Here is a 22,797-nt window from a genome sequence, read left to right as displayed (position 1 = left end):
CCCCGGGAATCTGAAGTTCTAACCCTTACGAGGAGTCGCAATGCTGCCTTACCCGCAGATTGATCCGGTGGCCCTGGCCATCGGCCCGCTGAAAATCCACTGGTACGGCCTGATGTACCTGATCGGCATTGGCGGTGCCTGGTTGCTGGCGTCGCGCCGCCTGAACCGTTTCGATCCGACCTGGAGCAAGGAGAAGCTCTCGGACATGGTGTTCTGGATGTCCATGGGGGTGATAGTCGGTGGTCGCCTGGGTTATGTGCTGTTCTACGACCTGAGCGCCTATTTGGCCAACCCGACCCTGATCTTCGAAGTGTGGAAGGGCGGCATGTCGTTCCACGGTGGTTTCATCGGGGTGATGCTGGCGGCCTGGTGGTTCGGCAAGCGCAACAACAAGACCTTCTTCGAGCTGATGGATTTCGTCGCGCCGATGGTGCCGATCGGCCTGGGCGCCGGGCGCATCGGCAACTTCATCAACGCTGAATTGTGGGGCAAGCCCACCGATCTGCCCTGGGCCATGGTGTTCCCGCCGTTCAGCGATCCGGCACAATTGCCGCGCCATCCCTCGCAGCTGTATCAGTTCGCCCTGGAAGGCGTGGCGCTGTTCCTGATCCTCTGGCTGTTCTCGCGCAAACCACGGCCGACCATGGCGGTTTCCGGTATGTTCGCCCTGTTCTACGGGATCTTCCGTTTCATCGTCGAGTTCGTCCGGGTGCCGGACGCCCAGTTGGGCTACCTGGCCTGGAACTGGCTGACCATGGGTCAGGTTCTGTGCGTGCCGATGATTCTCGGTGGCCTGGGGTTGATCTGGCTGGCTTATCATCGCGCTCCGGCCAAGAGCGCGGCGCAATAAATTCGAACCCCGGGGCGTGCCCCGGGTTCAAGGATGCAGGTAATTCATGAAGCAATATCTTGATCTGGTGGCCCACGTCATCAACAACGGCACCAAGCAGGCCAACCGCACCGGTGTGAACACCATCAGCTTCCCCGGGGCCATGCTGCGCTACGACCTCAAGGAAGGTTTCCCGGCCATCACCACCCGCAAGATGGCCTTCAAGTCGGCCATCGGCGAGATGGTCGGCTTCCTGCGCGGGGTAAACAACGCCGCCGAGTTTCGTGCGCTGGGCTGCAAGGTCTGGGACCAGAACGCCAACGAAAACGCCCAGTGGCTGGCCAACCCGTTCCGCCAGGGCGACGACGACCTGGGCGAGATCTACGGCGTGCAGTGGCGCAAGTGGCCGGCCTACAAACAGATCAAGACCAGCAACCAGGCGGCCATCGACCTGGCGCTGAGCCAGGGCTACCGGCAGATCGCCGCGGGCGAGGAAGACGGCCAGGGCTACGTGGTGCTGTACAAGGCCATCGACCAGGTGCGCCAGTGCGTCGACACCATCATCAACGACCCGGGCAGCCGGCGGATCCTGTTCCACGGCTGGAACTGCGCCCAGCTGGATGAAATGGCCTTGCCGCCGTGCCACCTGCTGTACCAGTTCCACCCCAATGTCGAGACCCGGGAAATCTCCCTGACCCTCTACATCCGCTCCAACGACCTGGGCCTGGGCACGCCGTTCAACCTCACCGAGGGTGCTGCGCTGCTGAGCCTGATCGGCCGCCTGACCGGCTACACGCCGCGCTGGTTCACCTATTTCATCGGTGATGCCCACGTCTATGAAAACCATCTGGACATGCTCAACGAACAGCTCAAGCGCGAGCCGTTCCCGATGCCCAAGCTGGTGATTTCCGAGCGTGTGCCGGAGTTCGCCAAGACCGGCGTCTACCAGCCGGAGTGGCTGGAGCTGATCGAACCGAGCGACTTCTCCCTGGAAGGCTATGAGCACCACGCGCCCATGACGGCGCCGATGGCGGTCTGAGCATCCAGCTACTGCAGCAAGGGCCGCGCGGCCCTTGTCGATTGATCCTGTTGCCCTTATCGACCTGTGCCCGGAGCCGTTCCGGGCATGGCTGTGCCCGGCGGCCAGCTACGCTCTGAGTAGCGGCCCTGCCAGGTGCGGGGTGTGGTCCTTGTGACATTCAACGTGAGCCCCGAATGGAAGAACTCAATCACAGCCTGTTCCTGGCCATCAACGCCAGTGCCGGGGCGTCCATGCCGATGCGTGCACTGGCGGGTTTTCTCGCGCAATGGGTGGTACTCAGCGTGCCGCTGCTGCTGGTGGTGTTCTGGGTTTTCGGCGAGCGCCGCCAGCGCATGATCGTGTTGCTCGCCGGCCTGAGCATTGTCCTGGCCCTGGTCTGCAACCTGCTGATCCGTGAGCTGTGGTTCCATCCGCGGCCGTTCATGATCGGCCTGGGGCAGAACTTCCTCGCCCACGCGCCCGGGGCATCCTTCCCCAGCGACCACGCCAGTGGCATGTTCGCCATGGCTTTCGCGCTGATCCTGGCCAGCCTGCGCAAGACCGGGCTGGTGATGCTGGGCCTGGCGCTCCTGGTGAGTTGGGCACGGGTCTACCTGGGTGTGCATTTCCCTTTCGACATTCTGGGTGGCTGCCTGGTGGGGGGGCTCAGCGCCTGGCTGGTGCGCCAGGGGCTGGCCTGGCAGCAACTGGACCAGCGGCTGCTGGCAATCCTCGAAGGGGCTTATCTGCGGCTGACGGCCAGCGTTCGGCGCGGCGCCTGAAACCGCGCCAGGGGTTCAGTGCCCGTGGCTGCGCCCGACATGGGAGGGCTCGCTCTCATTGGGGGCCACCGAGCCGCTGACTTCCAGGCGCTGGAGAATTCCGCAGTGCTCAAGGTCCGGGCCCTCGCTGCAGCGCTGGCGCAGGTCCAGCAGTTGTTCCTGCAGGGCCAGCAAGCCGTCGATGCGCGCCTTGACGTGATGGATATGCTCGTCGATCAGGGCGTTGACGCTGGCGCACTGGCCCTGGGGGCTGTCGCGCAGGTTGAGCAGGCTGCGGATCTCCTCGAGGGTCATGTCCAGGCTGCGGCAATTGCGGATAAAGGTCAGGCGCTCGGTGTGGGCCTGGGTGTAGAGGCGATAGTTGCCTTCACTGCGGGCCGGTTCCGGCAGCAGCCCTTCGCGCTCGTAGTAACGGATGGTCTCGACCTGACAGTCGGTGAGTTTCGCCAGTTCGCCAATCTTCATTGCCGTCGTCTCCGAATGGGTGCTTGACCCTATAGTGGCTACAGGGTGTTCACTTGGCAACAAGCACCTTAATTCGGAAGGGACCCTAATGAGCGATTCTCTCCACAGCCCGCGCAAAACCGCGGATCAGCAGCCCCAGGCTGATCACGATCACGATCACGATCACGATCACAGTCATGGCCACAGCCATTCCCATGCGCCCGCGGGCAAGTTGCAGCCGGTCAAGGCACACGATCATGCCGCCCACGGCGCATCCTGCTGCGGTTCCGCCGACCTGGCGCCGTCCAGGGTCACCCTGAGCGAGACCCCGACCGCCGGCGCGCGCTTGAGCAGCTTTCGCATCGAAGCCATGGACTGCCCCACCGAACAGACCCTGATCCAGAACAAGCTGGGCAAGCTGGCCGGGGTCCAGGCGCTGGAGTTCAACCTGATGAACCGCGTGCTGGGGGTGACTCACGACCTGCCGAGCACCGCGCCTATCATCGAGGCGGTCAAGTCACTGGGCATGCACGCCGAACCCCTGGAACAGGAGGGTGACCAAGCCGCGCCTGCCGCAGCGCCTGTGAAGAAGCCCTGGTGGCCGCTGGCCCTGTCCGGTATCGGCGCGCTGGCTGCCGAGGTCATCCATTTCACCAATGCCGCGCCCGACTGGGTGATTGCCCTGGTGGCCCTGGTGTCGATCCTCAGTGGTGGCCTGACCACCTACAAGAAGGGCTGGATCGCCCTGAAGAACCGCAACCTCAACATCAATGCCCTGATGAGCATCGCCGTGACCGGCGCTGTGCTGATCGGCCAATGGCCGGAAGCGGCGATGGTGATGTTCCTGTTCACCGTGGCGGAATTGATCGAGGCCCGTTCCCTGGATCGGGCGCGCAACGCCATCAGCGGCCTGATGCAGATGACCCCGGAACGGGTCACGGTGCAGCAGGCAGACGGCAACTGGAGCGAACAGGAAGCGAAAAACGTCGAACTTGGCGCACTGGTGCGGGTGCGTCCCGGCGAGCGCATCGGCCTCGACGGCGAGGTCGTGTCCGGCAACTCCACCATCGACCAGGCGCCGATCACCGGTGAAAGCCTGCCGGTGGAAAAGACTGTGGGCGACAAGGTTTTCGCCGGCACCATCAACCAGGCCGGCTCCCTGGAATACCGAGTGACTGCCGCCGCCAACAACTCGACCCTGGCGCGGATCATCCACGCTGTGGAACAGGCCCAGGGCGCCCGGGCTCCGACCCAGCGCTTCGTTGACAGCTTCTCGAAAATCTACACCCCGGCGGTATTCGCCTTCGCCCTGGCGGTGGCGCTGATTCCGCCGCTATTCATGGGCGGCGTCTGGTTCGACTGGATCTACCGCGCCCTGGTGCTGCTGGTAGTGGCTTGCCCCTGCGCCCTGGTGATCTCCACCCCGGTGAGCATTGTCAGCGGCCTGGCGGCTGCCGCGCGCAAGGGCATCCTGGTCAAGGGCGGGGTCTACCTGGAAGGCGGCTACAAGCTCGACTACCTGGCCCTGGACAAGACCGGCACCATCACCCACGGCAAACCGGTGCAGACCGACTTCCTGTCCCTGGACCCGCTGGCCCAGGACACCGCCCCGGCCCTGGCCGCAAGCCTGGCAGGGCGTTCCGACCACCCGGTGTCCCTGGCCATTGCCCAGGCGGCTGTGGATAAGCAGTTGGCCATGCACCCTGTGGATAACTTCGAGGCCCTGACCGGCCGAGGCGTACGCGGCGAGATCAACGGCGAGCTGTACCACCTGGGCAACCATCGTCTGGTGGAAGAGCTGGGCCTGTGCTCCCCGGCTTTGGAAGAAAAACTCTTCGCCCTGGAGAAACAGGGCAAGACCGTGGTCCTGCTGCTGGACCGCAATGGCCCGCTGGCGCTGTTCGCCGTGGCCGATACGGTGAAGGAATCCAGCCGCGAAGCCATCCAGCAATTGCATGAGCTGGGGATCAAGACCCTGATGCTCACCGGCGACAACCCCCATACCGCCCAGGCCATCGCGGCCCAGGTGGGTATCGACCAGGCCCGGGGCGACCTGCTGCCCACCGACAAGCTGCAGGCCATCGAAGACCTGTACGCCCAGGGCCATCGGGTGGGCATGGTGGGCGACGGCATCAACGACGCCCCGGCCCTGGCCCGTGCCGAAATCGGTTTCGCCATGGCTGCGGCGGGCACCGACACCGCCATCGAGACCGCGGATGTGGCCCTGATGGACGATGATCTGCGCAAGATCCCGGCGTTTATCCGCCTGTCGCGCCAGACCTCGGTGGTGCTCAAGCAAAATATCGTCCTGGCCCTGGTCATCAAGGCGATCTTTCTTGGGGTAACCTTTGCCGGGCTGGCCACCATGTGGATGGCAGTGTTCGCCGACATGGGCGTGAGCCTGTTGGTGGTGTTCAACGGTCTGCGCCTGCTGCGCAAATAAGCAACGAGAGAACCCTGTGCTGAGTGCCGAGCTGAAGGCTTTTTACATGGTCGCCCGCCTGGGCAGCATTACCCAGGCGGCGAAGAAGCTCGGCCTCAGCCAGCCCACGGTGACTACCCAGGTCCGCAACCTGGAGAGCCAGTACGCGGTGGAGCTGTTCTACCGAGGCGGGCGCCGCCTGAGCCTGAGCGATGAGGGCGCGCGCCTGCTGCCGATGGTCAAGGAGCTGCTGCAGAAAGAGTCGGACATCGAATTCTTCCTGCGCAACTGTGGGCAGGTGCAGGGCACGCTGCGCATCGCCGCCACCGCGCCGTACTACATCCTCGATCTGGTGAAGACTTTCCGCCAGCGCCTGCCCCAGGTGGAGGTCTCGGTGGAAATCGGCAACTCCCAGCAGGTCCTGGAGGCGCTGGAAGACTATCGGGTGGATGTGGCCGCTTCCTCGCAACTGCTGGAGGATTCGCGGTTGGTCCGCCGGGTGCTGGGCAGCGATCCGCTGGTGCTGGCGGTGCATCGCAATCACCCCCTGGCGGCGCTGGATCACGTGCCCCTCAACGCCCTGGCCGGGCACACGCTGCTGATGCGCGAACCCGGCTCCACCACCCGCAGCCTCACCGAAGGTCTGCTGAAGAACGCCAACGTCAGTTTTGGTCCGCTGCTGGAGATCGGCAGCCGTGAATCGATCCGCGAGGCGGTGCTGCGCAATATCGGCATCAGCATCATTGCCCGCCAGGAAGTGCCCCACGACCCGCAGCTGCGGGTACTGACCATCGAAAACGCGCCGCAGATCGCCGAGTACCTGTATTGCCTCAAGGAGCGCAAGAACGCGCGCCTGCCCGCCGCCTTTCTCGGCCTGGCCCAGGAAATGGCTCCCGCCTGAAAGATCTGCATCGGCCATGCCGATGCCTTCGTGAGCACATGATTCACAAGTGAACCCAAATCCCTGAATACCACTATCGGTCGTTTTTGCCTTACTGCCATATGACCGACGCATTGCAACTCTAGGATTTGCCTCATCTGCTAGATGAGGTGCGTCCATGAACAACTGTGCTGCAAATGCCCTGAGCAATCCCGGTGCGCCGATGAAAGTGCGCGGTATCCACAAGCGCTTCGGTGCCTTCACCGCGCTGGATAACGTGTCCCTGGACGTCGCCGCCGGGGAGCTGGTGTGCCTGCTGGGGCCATCCGGCTGCGGCAAGACCACCTTGCTGCGCTGCATCGCCGGCCTGGAACGCCAGGACCAGGGCGAGTTGTACCTCGGGGATCGGGACGTGTCGCTGCTCGCGCCCCAGGCCCGGGACTACGGGATCCTGTTCCAGTCCTACGCGCTGTTCCCCAACCTCACGGTAGAAGCCAACATCGCCTACGGCCTGTCCGGCAGTGGCCGCGAAGAAGCGCGCAAGCGCGTGGCGCAGATGCTGGAACTGGTGGGGCTGACCGGCAGCGAGAAGAAGTACCCCGGCCAGCTGTCCGGCGGCCAGCAGCAGCGCGTGGCCCTGGCCCGTGCCCTGGCACCGGCGCCGTCGTTGCTGTTGCTGGACGAGCCGATGTCGGCGCTGGACGCCCGGGTCCGCGAGCACCTGTGCACCGAGCTGCGCCAGCTGCAGCGGCGCCTGGGGATCACCACCCTGATGGTTACCCACAACCAGGACGAAGCCATGCTTATGGCCGACCGCATTGCCGTGATGAATAACGGCAAGGTCGAGCAGTACGCCACGCCTCAGGAAATCTACGACCGTCCGGCCACGCCGTTCGTCGCCGAATTCGTCGGCCAGGGCAACTGGCTGCCCTTCAGTCGCAACAGCGACAGCCATGCCCAGGTTGGCGGCATGAATGTGCGCCTGGCCGACGGCTCGGCCAAGACCGCCTCGGGCCGGCTGTTCTGCCGTCCGGAAGCCATCAGCGTGAATCCGCTGGTGCACGAGGAAAACCTGTTCCCGGCCAAGGTCCGCGAGATCACTTTCCTCGGCAATCGCTGCCGCATGAGCTTCGAACTCAACGAGCTGCCGGGGCATGCGCTGCTGGCCGAGCTGGCCCCGGAAGCCATGCCGCGTCTGGGCGCCCAGGACATCTGGGTCGCCTTGCCGCCGCGCAGCCTTCAGGTGTTTGCCTAAGATGAGCGTGCCAATGTCCCTGCCGCTACCCGTCAAGCGGGCGCGCCAGGCTTCTCGTGCCGAGATCGGCGACCGTATTTTTGTCGTCGGCGGCAAGGTCCTGCTTCTGGTCCTGTTGGGTGTAGCGGTGCTGTTGCCCCTGTTGGCGATCTTCTGGCGGGGCTTCAGCGCCGAGGCCGGGCAGGGTGGAGGCTGGCTGGCGGCTCGCGAGCTGGTGGCCAGCGAAAACTTCCACTGGTTGCTGGGCAACAGCCTGAAAGTCTCCCTTAGCGTGGCCGCTATCGTCGTGCCCCTGGCCTACCTGTTCGCCTACGCCCTGCAACGCACGCTGATTCCCGGCAAGGGCATCTGGCGCGGCCTGTCGCTGTTGCCGCTGATGGCGCCGTCGATGCTCCCGGGCATTGCCCTGGTCTATCTGTTTGGCAATCAGGGGATGCTGCGTGGCCTGTTCGCCGAGAACATCTACGGCTTCTGGGGCATCGTCCTCGGCGAGGTCATCTACACCTTTCCCCATGCCCTGATGATCCTGCTCTCGGCGCTGTCCCTGGCGGACGCGCGGCTGTTCGACGCCGCGTCGAGCATGGGCGCCAGCCCCGCCAAGGCCTTTCGCAGCATCACCTGGCCGGCCACTCGGCAGGCGGTGTTCGCCGCCTTCTGCCTGGTGTTCACCCTGACCATCACCGACTTCGGCGTGCCAGTGGTAGTGGGTGGCGACTATCAGGTGCTGGCCCTGGAAGCCTACAAGGCGGTGGTGGGGCAGCAGCAGTTCGGCCGCGGCGCGTTGATCGGCATGGTCCTGCTGTTGCCGGCCCTGTTCAGCTTCGGTGTCGACGCCTGGCTGCGCCGGCGCCATGGCGACTCCATGAGCGGCCGTGCCCAGGTATTCAAGCCAGCGCCGTCGCGGCTGCGCGATGGCTGCTACCTGGCCATTGTGTTGCTGATCTGCGCGGCCCTGCTGCTGGTGTTCGGCATGGCGGTGTTTTCGTCGCTGGTGAAATTCTGGCCCTACAACCTGTCGCTGTCGCTGAACCACTACCAGTTCAACGACACCGCCGGCGGTGGCTGGCTGGCCTACCGCAACAGCTTGACCATGGCCCTGTGCACGGCGCTGATCGGCAGCGTGGTGATCTTTACCGGCGCCTACCTGATGGAGAAGACCCGCGGCCAGCGCGGCTTGAACCTGGCGCTGCGCATGCTCAGTTTCGTGCCCATGGCGGTGCCCGGGCTGGTGCTGGGCCTGGGCTACGTCTTCTTCTTCAACCTCAATGGCAACCCGCTGCATGTGTTCTACGGCACCATGACCCTGCTGGTGGTGTGCACCATCGCCCACTACCTGACCACCGCGCAGATGACCGCCACCACCGCCCTGCGTCAGTTGGATGCCGAATTCGAGGCGGCCGCGCTGTCGCTCAAGGCGCCGCTGTACCGGCATTACCTGCGGGTTACCGTGCCGATCTGCCTGCCGGCGCTGCTGGATATCGTGCGCTACCTGTTCGTTTCGGCCATGACCACGGTGTCGGCGGCGATCTTCCTCTACAGCCCGGACACCATCCTTGCCGCCGTCGCCGTGCTGAACATGGACGACGCCGGCAACGTCGGCGGTGCCGCGGCGATGTCGACTCTGATCCTGTTCACCTCCGCCGGCGTCTCGCTGCTCCTGGCCTGGGCTTCGCGCGGCCTGCTGCGCCGTTCCCAGGCCTGGCGCCAGGGCACGCCGGGCCACTGATGCGCTTCACCCACCCCCACTCTGATCTGCACTCACTAAGGAACCGCACCATGTTCAAGCCCCTGGCTCTTGCCGCTGCCGTCCTCTCTGCTGTCAGCCTGAACGCCTTTGCTGCGAAAACCGAGCTGACGGTCTACACCGCCCTCGAAGCCGAGCAACTGAAGTCCTACAAGCAAGCCTTCGAAAAGGCCAATCCGGACGTGGAGATCAAGTGGGTGCGTGATTCCACCGGGATCATCACCGCCAAACTGCTGGCGGAAAAAGCCCGCCCGCAGGCCGATGCGGTCTGGGGCTTGGCCGCGTCCAGCCTGGCGATCCTCGACCAGCAGGGCATGCTGCAAAGCTATGCGCCCAAGGATCTGGGCAAGATCGGCCCGAACTACCGCGACGCCGCCAACCCACCGGCCTGGGTCGGCATGGACGTCTGGGCCGCCACCATCTGCTTCAACACCGTGGAGGCCGAAAAGCAGGGCCTGACCAAGCCGGTGAGCTGGCAGGACCTGACCAAGCCCGAGTACAAGGGCAAGATCGTCATGCCCAACCCGGCCTCCTCGGGCACCGGCTTCCTCGACGTCAGCGCCTGGCTGCAGACCTTCGGCGAGAAGCAGGGCTGGCAGTACATGGATGAGCTGCACCAGAACATCGGCCAGTACGTCCACTCCGGTTCCAAGCCCTGCAAGCTGGCCGCTGCCGGTGAATTCCCGATTGGCATCTCCTTCGAGTACCCGGCCGTGCAGCTCAAGCGCCAGGGCGCGCCGCTGGACATTGTCCTACCGAAGGAAGGCCTGGGCTGGGAAATCGAAGCCACCGCGGTGATCAAGGGCACGCCTCATGAAGAGGCGGCGAAGAAACTCGCCGACTTCTCCGCCAGCCCCGAGGCCATGGAGCTGTACAAGGAAAACTTCGCCGTGCTGGCCCAGCCGGGCATCGCCAAGCCGCAGACCGAACTGCCGGCCGACTACGAGCAGCGCCTGATCAAGAACGACTTTGCCTGGGCCTCGAAGAACCGCGACGAGATCCTCGCCGAATGGCGCAAGCGCTATGACGGCAAGTCGGAAAAGGTTGCCAAGCAGTAGCCGATCAATCGCCTTCGCCGGCTTGCCGGCGAAGGCGCTCCCCATCCAGGAAACAACTCATGACCAATCACAGCGATCTGCTGATCGTCGGCGCCGGCATCCTGGGCCTGTCCCATGCCTATGCCGCCGCCAAACGCGGTCTGCGGGTGCACGTTTTCGAGCGCAGCGCCACGCCCCTGGGCGCTTCGGTGCGCAACTTCGGCCAGGCCCTGGTCACCGGCCAGCCGCCGGGCACCATGCTGGAGCTGGCCAGGGCCAGCCGCGAGATCTGGGCCGACTGGCAACAGTTGGCGGGCCTGCAACTCAAGCGCAACGGCTCTTTCCTGTTCGCCCGCAGTGAAGCCGAGGAGCAGTTGCTCGAAGCCTTCTGCGCCGGGCGTGCGCTGGAGCACGGCTACCGCGTCGAGCTGCTCCAGGGCGCGGCGCTGAATGATCTGTACGGCGGCCAGTTCCGCCATCACCGGGCGGCCTTGCACGGCCTGGACGACCAGCAGCTGTATTCCCGTGAAGCGATCCCGCAGTTGATCGACTACCTGCGCCGGGACCTGGGGGTGCAGTTTCACTTCTCGACCCTGGTGCGGGATATCCAGCCGGGCCAGTTGCGCAGCACCGCCGGCAACTTCCACGCGCCGCGGATCGTGCTGTGTTCGGGGCACGATTATCAGACCCTGCTGGCGGATCAGATCGCTGCCTTGCAGCCGCAGATCTGCCGCTTGCAGATGCTCCGGGCGCGGCCCGAGGCCAATCTCAACCTGCAACATGCCCTGCTGACCGGTCTGAGTTGCGTGCACTACGGGGCCTTCGCCGACCTGCCGGAAGCCGCCGCGGTGCAAGCGCAGATTCTGCGCGAGGCGCCCCATCTGCACGAGCATGGTATCCACCTGTTGATCAGTCCGACTCCCTACGGTGAGCTGATCATCGGTGATTCCCACGATTACGGTAGCGATCCTTCACCGTTCAATGCTGAACAGGTGGACAACTGGCTGCTCGAACTGGCCGAGCAGACCCTGGGTTGCAGGGTCCGGGTGGTGGAGCGCTGGCAGGGTGTCTACGGCGCTCGCGGCCCGGCGCCGTTCTCCTTCCTGGAGGCGGCCCCCGGGGTCCATGTGGCCCTGATGCACACCGGGGTCGGCATGAGCGTTGGCCCGGCCATGGCCGAGGGCAATATCGCCCGACTGCTGGAGGAAGCGTGATGGAGCGGCGACAGCAGGTGGTCGACGAGGTCTTCGGCCTGTACGAGCGTTTCGGCGACTGCGACTACATCGGCGAGCCGGTGTCGCAGATCGAGCACATGTCCCAGGCCGCGCAGTTGGCCCTGGCGGAAGGTTATGACGACGAGGTGGTGCTGGCGGCGTTCTTCCACGATATCGGGCATATCTGCCAGCAGGATGCCGAGAACATGGGCGGCTTCGGCGTGGTCAGCCATGAGCGCCTGGGGGCGGACTACCTGCGCCGGGCGGGTTTCAGCGAACGCCTGGCGCGGCTGGTGGAATACCACGTCCAGGCCAAGCGCTACCTGACCTTCAAGGACCCCGGTTATTACCAGCGGCTGAGCGAAGCCAGCCGGCGCACCCTGGAATACCAGGGTGGGGTGATGAGCGCGGCAGAGGCGGCAGCCTTCGAACTCGACCCGTTATGGGCGGTGAGTTTGCGCATGCGCCACTGGGACGAGCAGGCCAAGGAAATGTGGGTGCCGGTGATGGATTTGCAGGTGCTCAAGGGCAAGGCGCTGGCATTGCTTTAGCGGGTACAGGCTTGGTTTTTGTAGCCGCTGCCGTAGGCTGCGAACGGCTCCGAAGGAGGCGCCGCTGTTGGGGTTGTTGAAGGTCCTGCGGCCCTTTGCGCAGCCTCGCGGGCTCGGCAGCGGCTACAGCAGATGTTGAGCCAGCCCCTCGATCTGCTCCTGGCGCTCGGCCTGGCTCAGGCGCTTCTGCGGATTGAGCGATGACCACTGCGGGTGCGCCCGGGCCTTGTTCAGGGCCTCTGGCAACTTGCCTTCGCGCCAGCTCTTGTCCTCCGGCGTGGCCAGGCGAATGCTGTCCATAGCCGCATGCCCGCGCAGGTTCAGGGCCTGTACCAGCTGGCGCTGACGCAGGGCCAGCAGGCGCAGCACGCTGTCGTCCACGGTCAGCTCGCGCTGGCCCTTGAGTTTGCCCAGCAGGCGGCTGCCATAGCTGCGGGCGGTTTGCAGGGCGCCGCCGGCAATAGCCCCGGCCAGCGCCGCGGCCCCCAGGGTCAAACCACCCACCAGCAAATCCACCCCTGCGCCGGCCGCGGCTCCGGCGGCGATGCCGCTGCCCACCCGCACCCCCAGTTGCTTGAGGGTTTCCGGGTTGAACAGGTCGTCGCCCCAGCGCCCGTCCAGTAGCGGCAGGTCGCTGGCCGACGCATCCTCGGGGCGGAAGGCGTAGAGCTTGAGCAAGGCCTCGACGCAGCGCTGCTCGCGCTGGCGGATGGCCTGGCGTAGTTCGCCTATGGCCTGTTGTTCCTGTTGGGCGTCGCTGGCTACGCTGCGGCGGCAGGCGGCGCAGTCCACCAGCAGCTCGGCAATCAGCCGCGCTGCGCTGTGCTGGCGGGCCAGGCGCTGGGCCTCTTGGTCGTCGATCAAGCGTTGCAGGGCCGGGCGTGCGTGCTCCAGCAGCAGCGCCAGGCTTTCATACAGGCGCCGTTCGCCGTCCTCCGGTGGCGCCACGCTGTCGAAGCGCACCAGGGCGTGCAGCCCCAGGCGGGCCAGGGCATCGCGCCAGTCGCCTTCGCGCTGGTCGGCGCTGCTGACGAAGTTCAGCACTGGCAGCAGCGGCTTGCCGCAACCGGTGAGCACTTCAAGCTCATCGCGGTACTTGGCCAGCACCGGCTCGCGGGCGTCGATCACATACAGGCCGGCGTCCGAGGCCAGCAGCTGGCGCAGGACCTTGGCTTCCTGTTCGAAGCGCTGGCGGGCCTCGCTGCCGTCGAGAAACCGCGCCATCCGCGCCGGGCCGTCCAGGCGTTCGCCCGGGCGCTCCAGGCGCTCCAGGTAATCCAGCAGGGCGATGGCATCTTCCAGGCCAGGGGTGTCGTAGAGCTCCAGCAGGGCTTGGCCATCCACCGAAAGGCGGGCGCCTTCCACGTGCCGGGTGGTGCTGGGGCGATGGGAAACCTCGCCAAAACCCACGTCCCGGGTCAGGGTGCGCAGCAGCGAGGTCTTGCCGACGTTGGTGTGGCCGACCACGGCGAGTTTCAGTGGCTTGTGGCGGGTATCAGTCATGACCGTTCTCCAGCCAGTCGAGGGGGGCGCAATCGGCGAAGGGCAACTGCAGCTGGTGCAGGGCGCTGTGCCAGTCGCCCAGGCGATCGGCGTCCAGGGCCTGGCCGGGCGGGGCTTGCAGCAGCCAGACCCGGGTGGCGCTGGCGTTGCGCGCCAGTTCGGCGATCAGCCCCAGGCTGCCTCGGTCCGGCGAGCGCCGCGGGTCGCAGGCGATCACCAGGCGCGACGGGGGGAAACGGCTCATCTGCTCCAGCAGGCGGCTGCGCGACTCGCGACTGTCGAGGATGCCGACGTCCTTGACGCTCTCGGGCAGTTGCGGCGGCCAGGGGCGCTGGTTGTCCAGTTCGATGGCCACCAGCAGGGCGCCGCTGCTGTCCTGGGCACTGACGCCGCCTTCGACCCGGTGCAACTGCTCGGGGGCCGCATCGTTGACCCCCAGGCGCTCGCTGCTGGGCATCAGGCGCTCACGCAATTGGGCGTAGCCCGGCAGGTTGAGGTCCAGTTGCAGGCGCGCCTGCCCATGTTTCCAGCGCCAGCGGCAGAACAGCATCAGCAGCAGGCGCGGCAGCACGCCGTAGATCGTCACCAGCACCACCAGCCAGATGGCCCAGGACTGGCGGATCAGTTCGGTGTTGTAGACATCCCGGGTGCTGGCCTGGATGCTCGCCACGCTCGGCGCGCCAAAGCCCAGGCCACGGGGCAGGGCACTCAAGGTGTTGGTAATGGCCACGAAGGCATCGCTGCCCAGCAGGGTGCTTTCCCAGATAAAGCTGTAGCGGTGGGTGGTCAGCAGCAACAGCAACATGACCACGGCGCTGAACAGGGCCAGGCACCACAGGCCGTTGATCAGGCTGCCCAGGGCCCAGCGGTTGAGCTTGCGCCGTTGCAGCAACAGCAGCAGGGCCGGCGGCAACTGCGCGGCCTTGGCATCGCGGGAGAATTTCTCGCTGAGCCACAGCCACAGGCGGCCCAGGCTGGCGCCGTGCTCGCCGGCGAACAGCAGGCCTGCCAGCCAGCTCAGCAGCAGGATCAGGTTGATTCCCAGCAGGCTGCCCAGGGCCCAGAACACGTTCACCGGTTGCTGGGTGCTGCCCAGGGCGCTGAAGGCCAGGCCGGCACCGCTGATCACCGCCAGAACCGAGAGCGCCAGCAGGGCCAGGCGTGCGCCCTGCTGCCAGTGCAGCAGGGCGCTGTGCAGGCCGTCACGCTGGGCCAGCCACAGGGCGCGGTTCTGGATCCGGGTCGCCAGGTCGCCGCCCTGGTTGCGGGCTAGGCGATTGGCTTCCTGATCTTCCAGCGGGCCGGCGTGTTCCTCGCGCAGGCGCACGGTTTCGGTCAGCCACAGGCGTTGCAGGGGAGTCAGTGCAGTCACGCGTCATTCCATCGCTCAAAAGTGCGCTGAGCATAACTGCTGCAGCGCGGATCGGGGTACGTTGCCAGGTCCTGGTCCTCTGGTATCCTCGCCGGCATGAAAAAATCTCTCCCTCTCAGCCTGATCGCGGCCCTCGCACAAAACCGCGTGATCGGCGTCGACAACAGCATGCCCTGGCATTTGCCGGGGGATTTCAAATTCTTCAAGGCCACTACCCTGGGCAAGCCCATCATCATGGGGCGCAAGACCTGGGACTCTCTCGGCCGGCCGTTGCCGGGGCGGTTGAATATCGTGGTCAGTCGTCAGACCGGCCTGATGCTCGAAGGTGCCGAGGTCTACCCCTCCCTGGAGGCGGCAGTGGCCCGGGCCGAGGAGTGGGCACTGGAGCAGGGCGCCAACGAGCTGATGCTGATCGGTGGCGCACAGCTTTACAGCCAGGGGCTGGAGCAGGCGGATCGCCTGTACCTGACGCGGGTAGCCTTGAGCCCGGAAGGCGATGCCTGGTTTCCGGAATTCGATGAGCAACAGTGGAAGCGGGTGTCAGAGGTGCCGAACCCGGCGGAAGGGGACAAGCCGGCGTACAGCTTCGAGGTGTGGGAGAAGCGCTGAGCGCTCCGCCAGCCAGCCGGGCTCCCGAAGGAACCGGCGGGCCGGCGAAGAGATCAATCAGGCCTGAGCCAGTTCTTCGTGCTCATCGGCGTCCAGCAGCGCCTTGTCGGTCTGCTGCATCACCTGGCTGGTGATCGCGCCTGCGGTCATCGAACCGCTGACGTTGAGCGCGGTGCGGCCCATGTCGATCAGCGGCTCCACGGAAATCAGCAGCGCCACCAGCGACACCGGCAGGCCCATGGCCGGCAGCACGATCAGCGCGGCGAAGGTCGCGCCGCCGCCCACGCCTGCAACGCCGGCGGAACTCAGGGTGACGATGGCCACCAGGGTGGCGATCCACAGCGGGTCCAGCGGGTTGATGCCCACGGTCGGGGCAACCATCACCGCCAGCATGGCCGGGTACAGGCCGGCGCAGCCGTTCTGGCCGATGGTGGCGCCGAACGAGGCGGCAAAGCTGGCGATGGACTGGGGAATGCCCAGGCGCCGGGTCTGGGCCTCGATGCTCAGGGGAATGCTGGCGGCGCTGGAGCGGCTGGTGAAGGCGAAGGTCAGCACTGGCCAGACCTTGCGGAAGAAGCGCAGCGGGTTGATCCCGGCCAGTGCCACCAGCAGGCCGTGGACCACGAACATCAGCCCCAGGCCGATATAGGACACCACCACGAAACTGCCCAGCTTGATGATGTCCTGCAGGTTGGAACCGGCCACCACCTTGGTCATCAGCGCCAGCACACCGTAGGGCGTGAGCTTCATCACCAGGCGCACCAGGCGCATCACCCAGGCTTGCAGGGTGTCGATGGCGTTGAGCACTTTCTGGCCCTTGTCGGCATCGTCCTTGAGCAGCTGCAGCGCCGCGACGCCGAGGAAGGCGGCGAAGATCACCACACTGATGATCGAGGTCGGCTTGGCCCGGGCCAGGTCGGCGAAGGGGTTCTGCGGGATGAACGACAGCAGCAGCTGCGGCACGTTGAGGTCGGCCACCTTGCCTGCGTAATCGCTCTGGATCACTTGCAGGCGGGCCATTTCCTGGGTGCCGGCCACCAGCCCTTCGGCGGTCAGGCCGAACAGGTTGGTCAGGCCGATGCCCACCAGCGCGGCAATGGCAGTGGTGAACAGCAGGGTGCCGATGGTCAGGAAGCTGATCTTGCCCAGGGACGAAGCATTGTGCAGGCGGGCCACGGCGCTGAGGATCGAGGCGAACACCAGGGGGATGACGATCATCTGCAGCAATTGCACGTAGCCGTTGCCCACCAGGTCGAACCAGGCGATGGAGGCCTTGAGCACCGGGTTGCCGGCGCCGTAGATACTGTGCAGGGCGATGCCGAAGACCACGCCCAGCACCAGGGCCAGCAGGACTTTCTTGGCCAGGCTCCAGGTGGTATGGCGGGTTTGTGCCAGGCCCAGCAGCAAGGCCAGGAACACCAGCAGGTTGAGGAACAGCGGCAGATTCATTGGGGCTCCGATAAGGCTTGTGCCAATCGCGGCTCAGGGCGATTGCGAACCGGCAAGCCTAACAGCTTGAAATCTATTGAATTAATAACGATATCGCATGGCAACTGTCGTTTTTGGAATAAGCGATTGACGTTCAGGCGCATGTGGCTGGCGCTTACGGGACGCAAGCGGTCGCGTGGAGACGAGAACTGTCACAGGGATTTGTTAGCGTCGAAGGCTTTCACTCAGGGAGAAAACCGCCGATGAAACTCGCTCCGAAATTGCTCGCAGTCGCACTCTGCCTGGGCCTCGCCGGCCAGGCCCTGGCCACCGAGTTGAAGCACTGGCCCGCGGAACAGGCCAAGCAGCTGGACGCGATGATCGCGGCCAATGCCAACAAGGGTAACTACGCGGTGTTCGACATGGACAACACCAGTTACCGCTACGACCTGGAAGAATCCCTGCTGCCCTTCATGGAAAACAAGGGCCTGATTACCCGCGACACGCTTGACCCGTCGCTCAAGCTGATCCCGTTCAAGGACACCGCCGAGCACAAGGAAAGCCTGTTCAGCTACTACTACCGCCTCTGTGAAATCGACGACATGGTCTGCTACCCCTGGGTCGCCCAGGTGTTCTCCGGCTTTACCCTCAAGGAGCTCAAGGGCTATGTCGATGAGCTGATGGCTTCCGGCAAGCCGGTGCCGAGCACCTATTACGACGGTGATGTGGTCAAGACCATCGAGGTCAACCCGCCCAAGGTCTTCACCGGCCAGGCCGAGCTGTACAACAAGCTTATGGAGAACGGTATCGAGGTCTATGTGATGACCGCCGCCTCCGAAGAGCTGGTGCGCATGGTCGCCGCCGATCCCAAGTACGGCTACAACGTCAAGCCGCAGAACGTCATCGGCGTGACCACCCTGCTCAAGGATCGCAAGACTGGCGCCCTGACCACCGCGCGCAAGCAGATCAGCGAAGGCAAATATGACGAGAAGGCCAACCTCGGCCTTGAACTGACCCCCTACCTGTGGACCCCGGCCACCTGGATGGCGGGCAAGCATGCGGCGATCCTGACCTACATCGACGAGTGGAAGAAACCGGTGCTGGTGGGCGGCGACACCCCCACCAGCGACGGCTACATGCTGTTCCACGATGTTGACGTGGCCAAGGGCGGCATCCACCTGTGGATCAACCGCAAGGACAAGTACATGACCCAGCTCAACGGCATGATCGCCAAGCACGCCGCGGCCCAGGCCAAGGAAGGGTTGCCGGTGACCGCCGACAAGAACTGGGTGATCGTCAAGCCCGAAGACATCCAGTAAGCCTGCCCGCTACACCGCCCCTCTGTAGGAGCCGGCTTGCCGGCGAAGAGGCCATTGGGTTTGGCGTCGCTCTCGCGGACGCCTTCGCTGGCAAGCCAGCTCCTACGTTAGGCCGGCGATCTATTTGTAGGAGCCGGCTTGCCGGCGAAGAGGCCTTTGGATCTGGCGTCGCTCTCGCGGACGCCTTCGCTGGCAAGCCAGCTCCTACGGTAGGCCGGCGATCTATTTGTAGGAGCCGGCTTGCCGGCGAAGAAGCCTTTGGGCCGGGCGTCGCTCTCGCGGACGCCTTCGCTGGCAAGCCAGCTCCTACGGTAAACCGGCGATCTTTTTGTAGGAGCCGGCTTGCCGGCGAAGAGGCCTTTGGGCCGGGCGTCGCCCTCGCGGATGCCTTCGCTGGCAAGCCAGCTCCCGCAAGGGGTGTCTGTCGTTCGGTGCGGAGCCGGCGTCCGCTATAGGCGGAGAATGTTTCAACTTGTGACTGCCAAACCCCCTCTGCCATAATCGCGTCCGTTTCCCATCCCCCCGCCTGCTCTCCCTTGTGCCGGGTTTGTCCCCGACTGCACGTAATGGACTACGTTGTGAGCTATCTCTCGATCGAATTCGGCCTCTGCTTCATCCTGTTCTTCGTTCTGTACTGGGGCCTGGGCTTCAGCCTGCGCTTGCAGAACGTCCTGCTGCTGGTCGCCAGTTACGCGATCCTTGCCAGCTTCAGCCTGAACTTCCTCTACATCCTGCTGGGCTACACGGCCCTGGTGTACCTGCTCGGCCTGTTGAGCCAGCGTTACCCCGGGCGCGGCTGGGTCAACGGACTGATGCTGCTGCTGGTGCTCGGGGCCTTCTACCTGTTCAAGTACCAGGATTTCTTCACCAGTACGGTGCAGAACGCCTTCGCCCAGTTCGGTGTCGAGGTGTCGCTGCCGCTGCTGGAGGTGCTGCTGCCGGTGGGGCTGTCGTTCTATGCCTTCCACTCGGTCAGTTACCTGGTGTCGATCAACCGCCGTGAGCTGACCCCGGGCTCGCCCTTCGACCTGGCGCTGTACCTGGCCTTCTTCCCCAGCCTGATCGCCGGTCCGGTGAACCGGGCGATTCCCATGCTGGCGCAGATCAACCCGCCGCAGTTGCGCCAGGTGCTGGAGCCGCAGCGCGCCCTGGGCCTGATCGCGGTGGCGGTGGTCAAGCTGTTCTTCCTCAGTTCCTGGCTGGCCAACGAATGGGTCGACCCGGTATTCGACAGCCCGGTGGCCTATTCTGCCGAGCAGATCCTGCGTGCGGTCTACGGTTATTCGTTCCTGATCTACTTCAACTTCAGCGGCTACACCGACCTGGTGACGGGCATCGCCCTGCTGCTGGGCTTCCGCCTACCGCAGAACTTCAACTACCCCTACGCGGCGCGCAACCTCAAGGAATTCTGGGGCCGCTGGCACATCAGCCTGTCGACCTTCATCCGTGACTATGTGTACATCCCCCTGGGGGGCAACCGTGGCCCGGTGTGGCGCGGCAACCTGAACATGCTGCTGGCGATGCTGATTTCCGGCCTGTGGCACGGCGCCAGCGCCAACTTCATCATCTGGGGCGCGCTGCACGGTATCGGCCTGGCCCTGTACAAGCTGTGCAGCCCGCTGCTGGCCCGGGGCCCGAGCTGGATCGGCGCCGACCTCATGGCGCGGCTGCTGACCTTCCACTATGTGGCGTTCGCCTGGATCTTCTTCCGCTGCGCGACCCTCTCCGATGCCATGGACATGCTCAAGGGCCTGGGCGAGCTGTCCTTGGGCGGCCTGCTCGGCGGCGGCGCCAGCCTGCTGGGCTGCCTGCTGTTCGTGGCCTTCTACCCACGGATCGTGGCGCTGCTGCGCCGCCTGTTCGATGCCGCCACCGGTTTGCCGTGGCTGTTCTATCCAGTGCCGCTGGGGCTGTTTATCTGCGTGGTCATCTTCGCCTCTCCGTCGGGCGTGCCGGGGTTCATCTATGCCAGTTTCTAACCGTTCGCCCTTGTCGATCAGCCTCGGTAGCGCGGCCAAGGTCTTCTACGCCCTGGTGGTCACCAGCCTGCTGCTGGTGTGGTTCAACCAGCAGTCGATCCGCCTCTACTGCCAGCAGAAGTACCACGACGACTGCGAGGTCCCCGGGTTGTCGCAGAACCCGCAGTGGCGCTTTGGCGCGCAACTCAACCAGGCCCTGGAAAATGCCCGGGTGGCCTTTGTCGGCAGCTTTACCGGCCAGGTGATGGTGGCCGAGGCCGCCGCGGAGCAAGAGCTGCCTCCTTTGCCGACGCTGGCCGAGGAGCCTGCGCCCGTACCTGCGCCGGTTGCGACCGCCCATGCTGCGCCGGTGCATCCGGCCCCCGTGCATCCCGCTCCGCAGGCGCCGGCTGCAGTGCACCCGCAGCCGGTGGCCGTGGCCCCGGTGGTCAGCCACCCGCCCAAGGTCGAGCCGGGGGCAACCACGCCGCTGATGGCCAGCCTGGCCACCGGGGATGAAGTGTTCTTCGTCGGTGATTCCCTGATGCAGGGCGTGGCGCCGCACATGGCCAACACCTTGCGCAAACGCTACAACGTCAAGAGCCTGAACCTCAGCAAGCAGAGCACCGGCCTTGCCTACCCGAGCTTCTTCAACTGGCCCAAGACGGTTGAAAGCACCCTGGCCAGCAACCCCAACATTCGCCTGATGGTGATTTTCCTCGGCCCCAACGACCCCTGGGACATGCCGGTGGTCAAGGGCAAGCCGTTCCTGCGCTTCAAGACCCCGGACTGGGAAGAAGCCTATCGCCAGCGCATCGATTCGATCCTCGACACCGCCCAGGCGCATAATGTGCAGGTGATCTGGGTCGGGCCGCCGAACATGGAGAAGCCCAAGCTGTCTACAGCCATGGCCTACCTGAGCCAGCTGTACAAGGGCCAGATCGAGCAGTACCACCAGCACTACGTCTCGGCCAACGAGATTCTCGGTTACCAGAGCGACGAATTCTCCTATTACCGCACCACCGGCGATGGCAAGAAGGTCAAGACCCGAGTCGACGACGGTATCCATTTCACCACCACTGGGCAGAAGCTGATCGCTGAGCGTGTGATCTCGCTGATCAACTTTCCCAGCCAACAATTGACGGAGCACTGACTATGGGGCGACTGCAAGGCATTGCGCTGTTGCTGGGCATCACCTTGCTGAGCAGTTGCAGCCCGACCACCGAGGTCCAGGCCACTCCCGCTTCGGCGCTGGCCAAGTCCGGGATGACGGCGAAAAAAGTCCTGACCACCGGGACCGACCCGAACCTGGCGCTGCTGGCACGCAAATTCAGCACTTCCAACCGCACCCCCATCACCATTGTGCAACTGGGCGACTCCCACACCGCCGCCGACCTGTTCAGCGGTGAGGTGCGGCGCCTGCTGCAGGCGCAATACGGCGATGGCGGCATCGGTTTCGTGGCAGCCACGCCGGTGCCCGGCACCCGCTATGAGCGGGTGATTCTCGGTGCCGCCAAGCGCCAGTGGTCCCTGGTATCGGCACGCAACCAGCAGAGCAACCAGTTTCCCCTGGGCGGCTACCTGTCGCTGCCCCTGACCCCAGGCGCGCGGGTGCATATCGCCGAACGCCAGCCGAGCAACCAGCAGTACCGGATTTCCGCGCTGTACCAGGCGTCCAGCAACAGCACCCTGACCGCCCGGGACAACCTCAACAAAAGCAGCCGCATGCTGGCCGCTACGGGGGGGCAATGGCGCTTCAGCCCGCCGTTCAACAACCTGACCCTGCCCCTGGACCTGAACGTGGCCAATAACCAGGGCCTGGCCCTGGGCGGCTGGAACATCCTCGGGCAGAAGAGCGCCGGGGTGATCTATTCCGCCCTGGGGATCAACGGTGCACGCCTGGACGTGCTGGACAAGTGGCAGCCCGGCTGGCTGGAAGCCCTCAAGGCCCTGCGCCCGGACATGGTGGTGCTGGCCTACGGCACCAACGAAGCCTTCGACGACGACCTGGATCTGCAGTTGTACCGCAGCCAGTTGCAGGAGAAGGTCGCGCTGTTGCGCAAGAACCTGCCCAAGACCGTGATTTTGCTGGTGGGGCCGCCGGATTCCATCAAGCGTCGCAATGCTGGCAGTTGCGCGGCCTCCCAGCCCCAGCCGTTGCGGCAGATCATCCAGATCCAGAAGGATGTGGCGAAGAACAGTCGCACCCTGTTCTGGGACTGGCAGGCGTTCATGGGAGGGGACTGCTCCATCAGCAAATGGCAGGGCAGCGACCTGGCCCGCAACGACCTGATCCACCTGACCGCCGATGGTTATCGCAAGAGCGCCGATGGCTTGTATCGCTTCCTGCGCGGGCAGTTGGGCGAACGCATGCCTTGAGCTCCCGGCACCGCTTCAGCGGCGGCGCCACCACCTTGAATGCTGCTGTA

General features: G+C 65.0%; 19 protein-coding genes. 15 read left to right on the top strand and 4 right to left on the bottom strand.

The genetic code is table 11. From position 1 onward, the window contains the following. The first annotated feature begins 40 nt into the window (after positions 1 to 40). The 3 genes from lgt (at position 41) to F6S12_RS08380 (ending at position 2,632) form a co-directional block, all read left to right on the top strand. Entirely contained in the window at positions 41 to 850 is an 810-nt protein-coding gene (gene lgt / locus F6S12_RS08390; RefSeq protein WP_011064069.1) for a prolipoprotein diacylglyceryl transferase, read from the top strand. A 46-nt stretch (positions 851 to 896) separates the two neighbouring features. Beyond that, positions 897 to 1,868, top strand: coding sequence for a thymidylate synthase (locus F6S12_RS08385; RefSeq protein WP_015637397.1), 972 nt, complete (start codon positions 897 to 899; stop codon positions 1,866 to 1,868). Positions 1,869 to 2,044: 176 nt separating this feature from the next. Continuing rightward, on the top strand, positions 2,045 to 2,632 hold the full coding sequence (locus F6S12_RS08380) for an undecaprenyl-diphosphatase (protein WP_169892457.1): 588 nt from the start codon (positions 2,045 to 2,047) through the stop codon (positions 2,630 to 2,632). A gap of 15 nt (positions 2,633 to 2,647) precedes the next feature. On the opposite strand, the gene cadR is transcribed toward F6S12_RS08380, so the two are convergent. Continuing rightward, positions 2,648 to 3,097, bottom strand: coding sequence for a Cd(II)/Pb(II)-responsive transcriptional regulator (gene cadR, locus F6S12_RS08375; protein ID WP_047289796.1), 450 nt, complete (start codon positions 3,095 to 3,097; stop codon positions 2,648 to 2,650). A gap of 88 nt (positions 3,098 to 3,185) precedes the next feature. Here cadR and F6S12_RS08370 point away from each other — a divergent pair, with 88 nt between their 5' ends. From F6S12_RS08370 to F6S12_RS08340, 7 genes are all read left to right on the top strand, one after another. Continuing rightward, positions 3,186 to 5,519 (top strand): heavy metal translocating P-type ATPase, encoded by a 2,334-nt coding sequence (locus F6S12_RS08370; RefSeq protein ID WP_072443536.1) that lies wholly within the window; start codon positions 3,186 to 3,188, stop codon positions 5,517 to 5,519. A gap of 16 nt (positions 5,520 to 5,535) precedes the next feature. Further along, the gene (locus tag F6S12_RS08365) at positions 5,536 to 6,399 is read left to right on the top strand and encodes a LysR family transcriptional regulator (protein WP_011064064.1); all 864 of its coding nucleotides are present in this window, start codon (positions 5,536 to 5,538) and stop codon (positions 6,397 to 6,399) included. 157 nt (positions 6,400 to 6,556) lie between these two features. Further along, on the top strand, positions 6,557 to 7,633 hold the full coding sequence (locus F6S12_RS08360; RefSeq protein WP_315868839.1) for a putative 2-aminoethylphosphonate ABC transporter ATP-binding protein: 1,077 nt from the start codon (positions 6,557 to 6,559) through the stop codon (positions 7,631 to 7,633). Between the two features lies 1 nt (position 7,634). Continuing rightward, a complete protein-coding gene (locus F6S12_RS08355) occupies positions 7,635 to 9,359 on the top strand; it encodes a putative 2-aminoethylphosphonate ABC transporter permease subunit (protein WP_315868838.1) in 1,725 nt (574 codons plus the stop codon). Positions 9,360 to 9,409: 50 nt separating this feature from the next. Further along, positions 9,410 to 10,435, top strand: a complete 1,026-nt coding sequence (locus tag F6S12_RS08350; RefSeq protein ID WP_011064061.1) for a putative 2-aminoethylphosphonate ABC transporter substrate-binding protein — start codon at positions 9,410 to 9,412, stop codon at positions 10,433 to 10,435. 59 nt (positions 10,436 to 10,494) lie between these two features. Then, positions 10,495 to 11,628, top strand: coding sequence for a TIGR03364 family FAD-dependent oxidoreductase (locus F6S12_RS08345; RefSeq protein ID WP_011064060.1), 1,134 nt, complete (start codon positions 10,495 to 10,497; stop codon positions 11,626 to 11,628). Further along, positions 11,628 to 12,179, top strand: coding sequence for a phosphonate degradation HD-domain oxygenase (locus F6S12_RS08340; protein ID WP_315868837.1), 552 nt, complete (start codon positions 11,628 to 11,630; stop codon positions 12,177 to 12,179). The genes F6S12_RS08345 and F6S12_RS08340 overlap by 1 nt, the downstream gene beginning before the upstream one ends. Before the next feature lie 123 nt (positions 12,180 to 12,302). Here the strand turns inward: F6S12_RS08340 and F6S12_RS08335 are convergent, their stop codons facing one another. Both F6S12_RS08335 and F6S12_RS08330 read right to left on the bottom strand, forming a co-directional pair. Continuing rightward, the gene (locus tag F6S12_RS08335; protein ID WP_053154379.1) at positions 12,303 to 13,682 is read right to left on the bottom strand and encodes a GTPase/DUF3482 domain-containing protein; all 1,380 of its coding nucleotides are present in this window, start codon (positions 13,680 to 13,682) and stop codon (positions 12,303 to 12,305) included. Beyond that, complete coding sequence (locus F6S12_RS08330) at positions 13,675 to 15,054, bottom strand: DUF2868 domain-containing protein (RefSeq protein WP_315868836.1); 1,380 nt, start codon at positions 15,052 to 15,054, stop codon at positions 13,675 to 13,677. The genes F6S12_RS08335 and F6S12_RS08330 overlap by 8 nt, the downstream gene beginning before the upstream one ends. A gap of 96 nt (positions 15,055 to 15,150) precedes the next feature. On the opposite strand from F6S12_RS08330, the gene F6S12_RS08325 reads away from it, so the two are divergent. Further along, positions 15,151 to 15,663: a dihydrofolate reductase gene (locus F6S12_RS08325; RefSeq protein ID WP_053160339.1), complete on the top strand. Its 513-nt coding sequence runs from the start codon at positions 15,151 to 15,153 to the stop codon at positions 15,661 to 15,663. A 57-nt stretch (positions 15,664 to 15,720) separates the two neighbouring features. Here the strand turns inward: F6S12_RS08325 and F6S12_RS08320 are convergent, their stop codons facing one another. Beyond that, entirely contained in the window at positions 15,721 to 17,112 is a 1,392-nt protein-coding gene (locus tag F6S12_RS08320; protein ID WP_041120276.1) for an L-cystine transporter, read from the bottom strand. A gap of 242 nt (positions 17,113 to 17,354) precedes the next feature. On the opposite strand from F6S12_RS08320, the gene F6S12_RS08315 reads away from it, so the two are divergent. The 4 genes from F6S12_RS08315 (at position 17,355) to F6S12_RS08300 (ending at position 22,747) form a co-directional block, all read left to right on the top strand. Then, positions 17,355 to 18,410, top strand: coding sequence for a hypothetical protein (locus F6S12_RS08315; protein ID WP_011064054.1), 1,056 nt, complete (start codon positions 17,355 to 17,357; stop codon positions 18,408 to 18,410). A gap of 578 nt (positions 18,411 to 18,988) precedes the next feature. Further along, positions 18,989 to 20,389 carry an MBOAT family O-acyltransferase gene (locus F6S12_RS08310; protein ID WP_026020235.1) on the top strand — a complete coding sequence of 467 codons (1,401 nt, stop codon included), beginning with the start codon at positions 18,989 to 18,991 and terminating at the stop codon, positions 20,387 to 20,389. Further along, complete coding sequence (locus F6S12_RS08305; RefSeq protein ID WP_053154373.1) at positions 20,376 to 21,521, top strand: SGNH family hydrolase; 1,146 nt, start codon at positions 20,376 to 20,378, stop codon at positions 21,519 to 21,521. Before F6S12_RS08310 ends, F6S12_RS08305 begins: the two co-directional genes overlap by 14 nt. A gap of 2 nt (positions 21,522 to 21,523) precedes the next feature. After that, the gene (locus tag F6S12_RS08300) at positions 21,524 to 22,747 is read left to right on the top strand and encodes an SGNH/GDSL hydrolase family protein (protein ID WP_011064051.1); all 1,224 of its coding nucleotides are present in this window, start codon (positions 21,524 to 21,526) and stop codon (positions 22,745 to 22,747) included. The last annotated feature ends 50 nt before the right edge of the window (positions 22,748 to 22,797 follow it).

The organism is Pseudomonas sp. JV245A (genome assembly GCF_032424515.1).
GTDB lineage: Bacteria > Pseudomonadota > Gammaproteobacteria > Pseudomonadales > Pseudomonadaceae > Aquipseudomonas > Aquipseudomonas protegens.
Note: the sequence above shows the minus strand (reverse complement) of the source record. Positions and strands in the feature narration are given on the sequence as shown.

Coding starts and splice junctions, on each gene's coding strand:
- F6S12_RS08300 (WP_011064051.1), top strand. CDS start 21,524: ATGGGGCGACTGCAAGGCATTGCGCTGTTGCTGGGCATCACCTTGCTG.
- F6S12_RS08370 (WP_072443536.1), top strand. CDS start 3,186: ATGAGCGATTCTCTCCACAGCCCGCGCAAAACCGCGGATCAGCAGCCC.
- F6S12_RS08345 (WP_011064060.1), top strand. CDS start 10,495: ATGACCAATCACAGCGATCTGCTGATCGTCGGCGCCGGCATCCTGGGC.
- F6S12_RS08360 (WP_315868839.1), top strand. CDS start 6,557: ATGAACAACTGTGCTGCAAATGCCCTGAGCAATCCCGGTGCGCCGATG.
- F6S12_RS08355 (WP_315868838.1), top strand. CDS start 7,635: ATGAGCGTGCCAATGTCCCTGCCGCTACCCGTCAAGCGGGCGCGCCAG.
- F6S12_RS08335 (WP_053154379.1), bottom strand. CDS start 13,682: ATGACTGATACCCGCCACAAGCCACTGAAACTCGCCGTGGTCGGCCAC.
- F6S12_RS08315 (WP_011064054.1), top strand. CDS start 17,355: ATGAAACTCGCTCCGAAATTGCTCGCAGTCGCACTCTGCCTGGGCCTC.
- F6S12_RS08380 (WP_169892457.1), top strand. CDS start 2,045: ATGGAAGAACTCAATCACAGCCTGTTCCTGGCCATCAACGCCAGTGCC.
- F6S12_RS08305 (WP_053154373.1), top strand. CDS start 20,376: ATGCCAGTTTCTAACCGTTCGCCCTTGTCGATCAGCCTCGGTAGCGCG.
- cadR (WP_047289796.1), bottom strand. CDS start 3,097: ATGAAGATTGGCGAACTGGCGAAACTCACCGACTGTCAGGTCGAGACC.
- lgt (WP_011064069.1), top strand. CDS start 41: ATGCTGCCTTACCCGCAGATTGATCCGGTGGCCCTGGCCATCGGCCCG.
- F6S12_RS08325 (WP_053160339.1), top strand. CDS start 15,151: ATGAAAAAATCTCTCCCTCTCAGCCTGATCGCGGCCCTCGCACAAAAC.
- F6S12_RS08385 (WP_015637397.1), top strand. CDS start 897: ATGAAGCAATATCTTGATCTGGTGGCCCACGTCATCAACAACGGCACC.
- F6S12_RS08340 (WP_315868837.1), top strand. CDS start 11,628: ATGGAGCGGCGACAGCAGGTGGTCGACGAGGTCTTCGGCCTGTACGAG.
- F6S12_RS08320 (WP_041120276.1), bottom strand. CDS start 17,112: ATGAATCTGCCGCTGTTCCTCAACCTGCTGGTGTTCCTGGCCTTGCTG.
- F6S12_RS08350 (WP_011064061.1), top strand. CDS start 9,410: ATGTTCAAGCCCCTGGCTCTTGCCGCTGCCGTCCTCTCTGCTGTCAGC.